Below are 9,588 nucleotides of genomic sequence, written 5' to 3' on the forward strand. Positions count from 1 at the left end.
TATGCGCGCTCCCGGTAGCGCCGTCGGGCGGCCTTGACCGGGACCGAACAAAGCGCTGGCAAATGGTGTTTACGCTGCCGTTTTGCGCAGCTTGAGCAGGTAATAGAAGACGATGCCGGCCTTGTCGTTACGCACCGCTTCCCACGGCGCGAGCCAGTCGGGCACGGCGCTGCCGTCTTCAGGTTCGAACGGCAGCGGCGCGCCGGATTCGGCATACACCAGGCCATCGTCGGCGAGCAGGTTTACGCACAACGGCAGGCTGCGTTCGAGCAGGTTTTGCTGGTACGGCGGATCGAGGAACACCAGCGCGTAGCGCTGGCCGCGCAGCGCCATGTTTTGCGCGGTGGCAAGGGCTTCGCCACGGGCGACCTGGACGTTGTCGGCCTTGAGCTTGAGTTTGACATCGTCCAGCTGGCGCACCACGGGCGTGTGGTTGTCGACCATGGTGACCGAGCGCGCGCCACGGCTGGCCGCTTCGAAACCGAGCGCGCCGCTGCCGGCGAACAGGTCGAGGCAGTCGGCCCCGGCCCAGTTGGCGTCCCACAGGTGGTTGATCCAGTTAAACACTGTTTCGCGCACCCGGTCGGGGGTGGGACGCAGGCCGAGCGCGTCGAGCACCGGCAAGGTCGAGCGTTTCCAGGCGCCGCCGATGATGCGGACTTGTTTCGGCGGCGGCGGACGATGCACCGGGACTTTGGCGGGTTTCTTTTGCATGGAGACGGAGAGGCGGATTGCTGATCCGGCGCACTATATCATGGGGGAATGGGTGCTGCGGGGAGGCGGGAAACTTACGGGGACCTCGAAAAACCTACTGCGCGGCGCAATTTTCGTCCTGCGATGCTCACCGTACCTTCGTACGGCTGCGCTTCTCCGACGAAACTTGCACCGCTCGCTACGGTTTTTCGAGGTCCCCTTACGCACCCGCCGGGCGGCGGATGCGCGGGTCATGCGGATGCGTTTACTTGGTGTCGGCAGCGAGGGTATTGAAGTCGCTGATCCACCCCTGCATGCGTTTTTGCGCATGGGCTTTCTGCTCCGGCGTGGCGATTTTTACAGCCGTCAAGATCATCTGCATCGTGCCATCGGTGTAGGTATCGAAAAACTGCTTGTTTTCGGGGCTTTGCGTGCGCGCCAGCATATCCTTGACCAGGCCCTGCACCAGCGGCGCGGCCGCCTCCTTGCCCAGGTTTTCCTTATTGATCTTGCGCAGCACCGTCATGATCTTTTGCTGGCGCCGGATGCGCTCGTCGAGCCAGAGCTGGTTGTTCAGCGGACGCGCATCGGAAGCCTTGCGCAAGAGCACTTCCTGTTCCTTGCTGAAGCCGCCGAACCACAGGTCGAACTGTTCCATCGACTTCTTGAAACGCTTCTCCTGCAAGTCCTCGACGCTGCCGCGCACGAATTTTTTGCGGAAGGTTTCGTTGTTCTTCTCGAACTTCTTTTCGATGTGCGCCAACTGCTCGGGCTTGATCGACAGGGCCAGGTCGGTCAACTCCGGCAAGGCCTTTTGCGCCAGCAATTCGGTGCGCGACATGATCTCGCGGTAATCGGCATCCAGGTCAGCCTTGCTCAGGTTGCCTGCAAGTTGTCGCTGGGCATTAGTCAGAATGTGGATGTAGTCCTTCAACTGGGTCTGGCGATGCCACTTGAACAGTTCCTTGATATCTTGCTTGACCTCCGGCGCCTGCTCGGAATCGAGGTCGACATAGGCGTCGAGCCACCAGTAGAGCAAGGTGTCGCCCTGGTTGTAGGCCAGTTTGATGCCGCTGCACGCGGTCAGCACGGCCATGACGGCGAGCATGCAAAGAACGCGAAAGCGCTGGGAAAGTGGTTCCTGCGTGTTAAACTTTTTCATTTATTAACTCTTTTTGAACGAACGCTTATGAACGTAGTGATTCTTGCCGCTGGAATGGGAAAGCGTATGCAATCTGCGCTGCCGAAAGTGCTGCACCCGCTGGCGGGCAAACCCCTCCTGCAGCATGTGATCGATACGGCAAGGGCACTTGCACCGAGCAAATTATGCGTTATTTACGGGCACGGCGGCGCAGCGGTGCCCGAGATGCTCAAAAGCCAGGACAGCACGGGCCACGCGGCCATCGATACCGCCCTGCAAGAACCGCAGCTCGGCACCGGTCACGCGGTCAGCCAGGCCGTGCCGCAGCTCGATGAAGACGCCCCCACCCTGATCCTGTACGGCGACGTGCCGCTCACCACCGTGGCCTCGCTCAAGCGCCTGGTCGACGCCGCCGGCACTGACAAGCTCGGCATCCTGACGGTGGTGCAGGCCAATCCCTTCGGCCTGGGCCGCATCGTGCGCGAAGGCGGCACGATTACCCGCATCGTCGAGGAAAAAGATGCCAACGAAGCCGAGCGGGCCATTTGCGAAATCAACAGCGGCATCATGGTCGCGCCGACGCGCCACCTGAAAAAGTGGCTCGGTTCGCTGTCGAACAACAACGCGCAGGGCGAGTATTACCTGACCGATATCGTGGCGCAGGCGGTGCAGGACGGTGTGCCGGTGGTGTCGGCCAATCCCTCGGCCGAGTGGGAAGTGGCCGGCGTGAACAGCAAGGTGCAGTTGGCCGAGCTGGAGCGTCGTCACCAGCTCAATATTGCCCATGCGCTGCTGGAAAAAGGCGTGACCCTGCTGGACCCGGCGCGCATCGACGTGCGTGGCGAACTGATCTGCGGACGCGATGTGACCATCGACGTCGGCTGCGTGTTCGAAGGCCGGGTGGAACTGGGCGACGGCGTTTCCGTGGGCGCACACAATGTGCTGGTCAACGCGCGCATCGCGGCGGGAACCAATATCAAACCGTTCTGTCATATTGAAGATGCGGTGGTGGGCGCCAAGTCGGTGATCGGCCCGTATGCGCGCTTGCGTCCCGGGACCGAACTGGCTGAAGACGTCCATATCGGCAACTTTGTCGAGATCAAGAACAGCCAGATCGCGGCGCACAGCAAGGCCAATCACCTGGCCTATGTGGGCGATGCGACGGTTGGTTCGCGCGTGAATATTGGCGCGGGGACGATCACGTGCAATTACGACGGCGCCAACAAGTTCCGTACCGTGATCGAGGACGATGCGTTTATCGGCAGCGACAGCCAGCTGATCGCGCCGGTTACGGTTGGCAAGGGTGCGACCCTGGGAGCCGGAACCACCCTGTCGAAAGACGCGCCGGCCGGCAAGCTGACCATCTCGCGCGCAAAGCAGATGACGATTGAAAGCTGGACGCGGCCGGTGAAGGTGAAGAAGTAAGTTTTAGTTGCTCCAGCCCAGGTTGTAGGCGTTGAGTCATTAGCCTTCGACACGTCGCTCCCGCGCAGGCGGGAGTCCAAGTTGTCACGCCGAACCCGGCAGACCTAACTTGGGCTCCCGCCTGCGCGGGAGCGACGGTTTACACGCAAGCAACGTTGTTCAGTTTCAAGCCACCAGCCCCGCCGCCACATGCGCCCTTGCCGCCTTGAACGCCGGCACCAGCGCCGCCATCAAGGCCACCGCCAGCACCGCCACCACGGCCATCATCATCCGGTTCACATCGAGCTCGACCGGCATCGCCCCCGGCAACGCATGAGGCGCTCCGTCCGCCAGGCTCACCCGGTTGATCACCCAGGCAATGACCCCGCTGCCGACCAGGCTCGCCGCCACGCCCATCATCGCCATGCCCAGCGCCTCCGTCACCAGCATCAAAAACACCGAATGGCTGCGCATGCCCAGCGCGCGCAAGGTCGCCACTTCGCGCCGCCGTTCCAGCGCATTGATCGACATGGTGGCGGCAATGCTTGCCGCGATCACGGCAAACACCATGCCCGCGATGCTGTCGAACGCCAGGTCGGATGCACTGCGCGCGCGCATGTAGGCAAGCGACAACTCCTGCCAGGTCCGCACCTCGGCCTGGACGCCCGCCTTGCGCAGCGCGCCCGCCAGCGCGCCCCGCTGTTGTTCCATCAGCGCCGGATCGGACAAAAAAACAACAAACCGCTCGACGCTGTCGGTATCGAGCAAGTCCTGCGCCAGCGTCAAGGGCATCAGCAGCGAACGGGCTTGCTCGTCGCCGCCGCCCGCCGCGTACACATCGACCACCTGCGCCAGCACGCGCCGGGGCGCCGCATCCGGCACGGCCGCCGTGAGCGTGAGCGCGCTGCCGACCCGCAACGCCAGCGCCGCAGCCTTGGCCTGGCTGATGGCCACGCCGTTGCCGGTTCGCGCCTGCAGCTTGCCGGGCGCCGCCTGCAACAGCCCCGGCGCCGCCGCGTCGGGCACGCCCAGCCCGGCAAACGTGGCCGAGTGCTCGGCGCTGGCGGCAATCCCGGACACGCTCACTTCCGGCACCACCAGCGCGATCCCTTTCATGCCGTCCAGCAAGGCGCGCACCCTCCCCGCTTCGTCCGCACTGAAGCGCCGCAGTTGTCGCGGCGCGCCCGGCGCGGCGACGGGCAGGACGGTCAGGTGGCCCATCCGTTCCACGATGACGGCCTGGTACGCGATCCCGGCGCGGGTGCTGGCGATGCTGCCCGCAAACAGATCGAGCACGCACAGGCTGGCGGCGATCAGCAAGGTCGCCAGCACGCTGCGCGGGCGGCCCAGCACCAGGGTGCGCAAGGCCAAGCGGTACGGGCTCATAAGCGGACCCGGAAGGGCTGGCGTTCCAGGTCGCCCACGGCGACGTGCAAGCGCCCTTCTTGCAACTGCAAGGTGCGGGTGATGCGCACCAGCTGGCGCTGGTCGCGGGTGGCGATGATAAAGGTCGTGCCGTGCTCGTTTTGCTGCTGGACGAACAGGTCCATCACCAGGCGGATGCTGGCGCTGTCCAGGCGCGAGGTGGGCTCGTCGGCCAGCACCAGGCGCGGCCTGCTCATCAGCGCCCGTGCAATGGCCACGCGCTGGCTCTGGCTGGGGTCGAGGCGCGGCGGATAGGTATCGGCGTGGGCGGCCAGGCCGAGCTGGTTGAGCAGGTCGCTGGCGCGCGCGTGGGCGGCGCGCAAGGCCTTGGGCGTGAGCGATTCGCGCAGCATCAGCGGCAGCAGCACGTTTTCGCGCGCGGTCAGCACCGGAATGAGGGTAAACGCCTGGAACACGAAACCCATCATTTCATTGCGCAGGTCGGCGCGCGCCTGTTCCGGCAAGCGGGCAATGAGCAGCTTGGCGATCACGATACTGCCTTCGGTCGCATGGTCGAGCATGCCGATGAGGTTGAGCAAGGTGCTCTTGCCGCTGCCCGAGGGGCCGCAGATGGCCACCATCTCCGCCTCGCCCACCTGCAGCTCGACGCCGTCGAGCGCATGCACGCCGGACAGGCCACCACCGTAATACTTGTGTACGCGCGCCAGGCGCACCAGGTCGCCCGGCGGCTTGGGCGCCGGGGGCATCGGCCCGTCGTGTTCCAGAATGGCATCCATCGGTCCACCTCCCGCCTCGTCAGTGTACGCATCGCCCGGTGGACGCGCGGCATTGCTCAGTAGAACCTGTTTCGGCCGGGAAGCCGTTGAGATTGCTCAATGGCAATAATCAGACGGCGATGCGGGTTTCGAACTTGCTGCGGAAGGTAGAGAAATAGGCTTTGACGTTACGCACATTGGTGCGCGTGGCAAACAGGCGGTGCGCCAGCGCGTGGTAGGCCGGCATGTCGGCCACTTGTACGATGAGCACGAAATCGGGGCCGGGCGCGACCCGGTAGCATTGCAGCACGGCCGCTTCGGCCGCCACGTGCTGCTCGAACTCGGCCATGCGCTCGGCGGCCTGCACATCGAGCGTGATTTCGACGATGGCGGTCAGGCGCGCGCCCACCTTGTCGGGCGAGACGATCGCCACCTGGCGCTCGATGATGCCGCCCTCGTTCATGTATTTGACGCGGCGCAGGCAGGTCGGCGGCGACACATGGACCAGCTCGGCCAGCTCCGCGTTGGTGTGCGATGCATCAAGCTGGAGGATATTGAGGATGCGACGGTCGACGTCATCGAGTTCATTGGCAAGCATGGCGTTTGATGATCCGCAAAGGATGTGACTGATAAATGAAAGAATAATTCATGCAAACTGCTTGATGAAATTATATATCAACAATATAACAAATTAGAAAGCATATTTCATGCTGGCTCAACTACGATCTGCGCATTCAATCATTTCTACATCGAGGTCATCATGTGCGGTATCGTCGGAGCAGTAGCACAACGTAACATTACTCCCATCCTGGTCGAGGGCCTCAAGCGCCTTGAATACCGTGGTTACGACTCGTGCGGCGTGGCGCTGCACGTTGACGGCAAGCTGGTGCGTTCGCGCAGCACCTCGCGCGTGGCCGACCTCGAAACCCAGATCGCCAGCGTGGGCCTGCAAGGCTTCACCGGCATCGCCCACACCCGCTGGGCCACGCACGGCGCGCCGGCGTCGCACAATGCGCACCCGCACTTTTCGCCAACCGAAGAGAACGCCCGCATCGCGCTGGTCCACAACGGCATCATCGAAAACCACGACGAACTGCGCGCCGAACTGACCGCCCTCGGCTATGTGTTCCAGAGCCAGACCGATACCGAAGTCATCGCCCACCTGGTCGACCACATGTATAGCGGCGACCTGTTCGAGACCGTCCAGCTGGCCGTCAAGCGCCTGCACGGCGCCTACGCGATTGCCGTGTTCAGCCGCGAAGAGCCGCACCGCGTGGTCGCCGCGCGCCAGGGTTCGCCGCTGATCGTCGGCATCGGCCAGGGCGAGAACTTCGTCGCCTCCGACGCCATGGCGCTGGCCGGCACCACCGACCAGATCATCTACCTGGAAGAAGGCGACGTGGTCGACCTGCAACTGTCGAAAGTCTGGATCGTCGACGTCGACGGTAAACCAGTCGAGCGCGAAGTGAAAACCGTGCATGCGCACACCGGTGCGGCCGAGTTGGGTCCGTACCGCCACTACATGCAGAAAGAAATCTTCGAACAGCCGCGCGTCATCGGCGACACGCTCGAAGGCGTCACCGGCATCATGCCGGAACTGTTCGGCGACGACGCGTTCAAGGTCTTCAAGCAGATCGACCGCGTGCTGATTTTGGCTTGCGGCACCAGCTACTACTCGGGCCTGACCGCCAAGTACTGGATGGAATCGGTGGCCAAGGTCCCGGTCCAGGTCGAGATCGCCAGCGAATACCGCTACCGCGACAGCGTGCCGCATCCGAACACCCTGGTGGTGACGATTTCGCAGAGCGGCGAAACGGCCGACACCCTGGCCGCCCTCAAGCATGCGCGCAGCCTGGGCATGGTGCATACCTTGACCATCTGCAACGTGGCCACCAGCGCCATGGTGCGCGAATGCGCGCTGTCGTACATCACCCGCGCCGGCGTGGAAGTGGGCGTGGCGTCGACCAAGGCCTTCACCACCCAGCTGGCCGCGCTGTTCCTGCTGACCCTGACGCTGGCGCAAGTCAATGGTCGTCTGAGCGATGAGGAAGAAGCGACCTACCTGAAACAGATGCGTCACCTGCCGGTGGCGATTGCCGCCGTGCTGGCGCTGGAGCCGCAGATCATCGCCTGGGCCGACGACTTTGCGCGCAAGGACAATGCGCTGTTCCTGGGCCGTGGCATGCACTATCCGATCGCGCTGGAAGGCGCGTTGAAGCTCAAGGAGATTTCGTACATCCACGCCGAAGCGTATCCGGCTGGTGAACTCAAGCACGGCCCGCTGGCGCTGGTGACCGATGAAATGCCGGTGGTGACGATTGCGCCGAATGACGCGCTGCTGGAAAAGCTGAAATCGAACATGCAGGAAGTGCGTGCGCGTGGCGGCCAGCTGTATGTGTTCGCCGACGTCGATTCGCGCATCACCTCGGGCGATGGACTGCATGTGATCCGCTTGCCGGAACACTATGGCCTGCTGTCCCCGATCCTGCACGTGGTGGCATTGCAGTTGCTGGCGTATCACACCGCGCTGGCCAAGGGCACGGATGTGGACAAGCCGCGCAATCTGGCGAAGTCGGTGACGGTGGAGTAAGACTGCTTGCTGGCTGGGCTCGCTATTTTGGGAAAACAATAAAGTCAGACACAAAACAATAAAGTTTGCCGCAGGTGCCTCAAGGCTACTTGCCCTTTGCAGAAGCTCATGTGTGCCTCGATCTGGCCACATGGGCTTTTTTTGTTTCACCCTGACTTCAGCACTCACATTCGCTGGACTAACTGAAAAGACGCATGCGAGATTGTCGGCCATAACGCGCTCGCAGATTTCGCATGCAGTTTCAATCAGCTTGCTATGCGGCGCTTGAGATTCCGAGCGTTGGACTCCACCGCCCACCTGATCGTCTTCGCCGCACTCGCCAAAGCGAACCCTCCTTTTTACCCAATGCGCGCTGTTTGACGTCGACGACGGCCGATAGCAGCTACCGTTGCCACGCCCAGCAACAACATGGCGTAAACGGACGGCTCCGGCACCGGCGAGACCGAACGCAATGTCAGGGAGGTAAGGTCCGCCCGGACGATAGAGACAGTTCCATCGCGTGAATAGTCGGTGTACGAATATGACAAGACACCGTTGGCGCCGACCAGCGAACGGGTTACGTTAAGACTGGTGCTGGAAAACAGCGTACCTGCATCCTGATTGAATACCAACTGGATGCTATGCGGCCCCGAGCCATGTCCCATAACCATCGCATCCTCCCTCAGTCCTGGGACCCCGTCATAAATAGTAAGGTGTAAAAATTCGTCGGTGTGTGGAGTGTAGCCATAGCCCGATTGCAGATCGGAGAAACCGATCAAATTCGGGCTCCCCGCTTCTTTCGTATTGTAGCTTCCACTCACCTGATTGTCGGTTTGGTGATAGTAAGTTAGCGGGGTCGTCAGATCGATGCTAAAAGAGCCACGGAGCGTATCGCCAGTATTGATCGTTGAACCATCTACCCTGACGCTCGCTACGGTAGTCTCTGTACCATCGTAAAAGTAGACTGTCTTACTCGCGAGGGCGACATAATCAAAGGTGAGTACTTCTGCGGAAGCGGAAGCGGTGGCAAGACAAAGCACTAAGCCGGTGGCAAGATTTTTCATGTTTTTCTATCAATCGATTGCGGGAGAAGGCTTACTTTTACGTTAACTTTCACTCTTGGTCAACAGACATGTACTGATTGTGGAACGCGCAGCGCAAATCTGGCGAGCTACTCAAGCTTGACGGTTTGGAAGGTGGGCCGCATTGAATTGATTCGACTTTCCCCAATTTGCCGATTTGATGAACTCTCCCGAATGGCACCCGCGCATTTGCTGAGTGCTGATGGTTGAAGGTGCTCGGCCAAATGGCTTGCAATGAACCTAATCGACTGGCCTGCGACCACATGAGCGGAGTGTTTTTCAGGCAGTGGCCAGCTGCCCGGCGCAATGCCAGGGCAGGAACTCGTCAACGTGGTTGACGGGGTGATCGGCGTGTGGGCTAGCCCGGATATTTCGTGAGTAGAGGTCGGCGATCCCGTGCCGAGGCGCGTTGTTACTGGTATCTGACGCCAGTAAGCGGTAGCTGAGCGGCGTTGTAGATCAGCCGTTAAATCTGTGCAGGTCCGAGCGTAGCGGATTGTCGGCGCAATGCTGTTTCCACAGTCGCGGTGTCAGCTGCTCGACCTTCGAGGCGGGATG

8 protein-coding genes are annotated in these 9,588 nt (G+C 61.8%); 2 read left to right on the plus strand and 6 right to left on the minus strand.

From position 1 onward, the window contains the following. Nucleotides 1-69 precede the first annotated feature (69 nt). Nucleotides 70-714 carry a 16S rRNA (guanine(966)-N(2))-methyltransferase RsmD gene (gene rsmD / locus F1735_RS23635; RefSeq protein WP_167239204.1) on the minus strand — a complete coding sequence of 215 codons (645 nt, stop codon included), beginning with the start codon at nt 712-714 and terminating at the stop codon, nt 70-72. 244 nt (nt 715-958) lie between these two features. Then, nucleotides 959-1,855, minus strand: coding sequence for a DUF6279 family lipoprotein (locus F1735_RS23640; RefSeq protein ID WP_167239205.1), 897 nt, complete (start codon nt 1,853-1,855; stop codon nt 959-961). A gap of 27 nt (nt 1,856-1,882) precedes the next feature. Between F1735_RS23640 and glmU the strand changes: the two genes are divergently transcribed. After that, complete coding sequence (gene glmU, locus F1735_RS23645) at nt 1,883-3,259, plus strand: bifunctional UDP-N-acetylglucosamine diphosphorylase/glucosamine-1-phosphate N-acetyltransferase GlmU (protein ID WP_167239206.1); 1,377 nt, start codon at nt 1,883-1,885, stop codon at nt 3,257-3,259. Between the two features lie 165 nt (nt 3,260-3,424). Here glmU and F1735_RS23650 read toward each other — a convergent pair whose 3' ends face one another. The 3 genes from F1735_RS23650 to F1735_RS23660 form a co-directional block, all read right to left on the minus strand. After that, the gene (locus F1735_RS23650; protein ID WP_167239207.1) at nt 3,425-4,624 is read right to left on the minus strand and encodes an ABC transporter permease; all 1,200 of its coding nucleotides are present in this window, start codon (nt 4,622-4,624) and stop codon (nt 3,425-3,427) included. Beyond that, complete coding sequence (locus F1735_RS23655; RefSeq protein WP_167239208.1) at nt 4,621-5,400, minus strand: ABC transporter ATP-binding protein; 780 nt, start codon at nt 5,398-5,400, stop codon at nt 4,621-4,623. The genes F1735_RS23650 and F1735_RS23655 overlap by 4 nt, the downstream gene beginning before the upstream one ends. A 109-nt stretch (nt 5,401-5,509) precedes the next feature. Beyond that, nucleotides 5,510-5,977, minus strand: coding sequence for an Lrp/AsnC family transcriptional regulator (locus F1735_RS23660; protein ID WP_166889188.1), 468 nt, complete (start codon nt 5,975-5,977; stop codon nt 5,510-5,512). Nucleotides 5,978-6,139: 162 nt separating this feature from the next. Between F1735_RS23660 and glmS the strand changes: the two genes are divergently transcribed. Continuing rightward, nucleotides 6,140-7,969, plus strand: a complete 1,830-nt coding sequence (gene glmS / locus F1735_RS23665) for a glutamine--fructose-6-phosphate transaminase (isomerizing) (protein ID WP_167239209.1) — start codon at nt 6,140-6,142, stop codon at nt 7,967-7,969. 338 nt (nt 7,970-8,307) lie between these two features. On the opposite strand, the gene F1735_RS36725 is transcribed toward glmS, so the two are convergent. Beyond that, nucleotides 8,308-9,012 (minus strand): PEP-CTERM sorting domain-containing protein, encoded by a 705-nt coding sequence (locus tag F1735_RS36725; RefSeq protein WP_229505924.1) that lies wholly within the window; start codon nt 9,010-9,012, stop codon nt 8,308-8,310. Between the last annotated feature and the right edge of the window lie 576 nt (nt 9,013-9,588).

The organism is Massilia genomosp. 1, from assembly GCF_011682185.1.
In the GTDB taxonomy this organism is placed as follows: Bacteria; Pseudomonadota; Gammaproteobacteria; order Burkholderiales; family Burkholderiaceae_D; genus Telluria_A; species Telluria_A rubra.

What these genes read in the sequence shown, in the direction of transcription:
- F1735_RS36725 (WP_229505924.1), bottom strand. Translation starts at nt 9,012, where the DNA reads ATGAAAAATCTTGCCACCGGCTTAGTGCTTTGTCTTGCCACCGCTTCC.
- rsmD (WP_167239204.1), bottom strand. Translation starts at nt 714, where the DNA reads ATGCAAAAGAAACCCGCCAAAGTCCCGGTGCATCGTCCGCCGCCGCCG.
- glmU (WP_167239206.1), top strand. Translation starts at nt 1,883, where the DNA reads ATGAACGTAGTGATTCTTGCCGCTGGAATGGGAAAGCGTATGCAATCT.
- glmS (WP_167239209.1), top strand. Translation starts at nt 6,140, where the DNA reads ATGTGCGGTATCGTCGGAGCAGTAGCACAACGTAACATTACTCCCATC.
- F1735_RS23655 (WP_167239208.1), bottom strand. Translation starts at nt 5,400, where the DNA reads ATGGATGCCATTCTGGAACACGACGGGCCGATGCCCCCGGCGCCCAAG.
- F1735_RS23650 (WP_167239207.1), bottom strand. Translation starts at nt 4,624, where the DNA reads ATGAGCCCGTACCGCTTGGCCTTGCGCACCCTGGTGCTGGGCCGCCCG.
- F1735_RS23640 (WP_167239205.1), bottom strand. Translation starts at nt 1,855, where the DNA reads ATGAAAAAGTTTAACACGCAGGAACCACTTTCCCAGCGCTTTCGCGTT.
- F1735_RS23660 (WP_166889188.1), bottom strand. Translation starts at nt 5,977, where the DNA reads ATGCTTGCCAATGAACTCGATGACGTCGACCGTCGCATCCTCAATATC.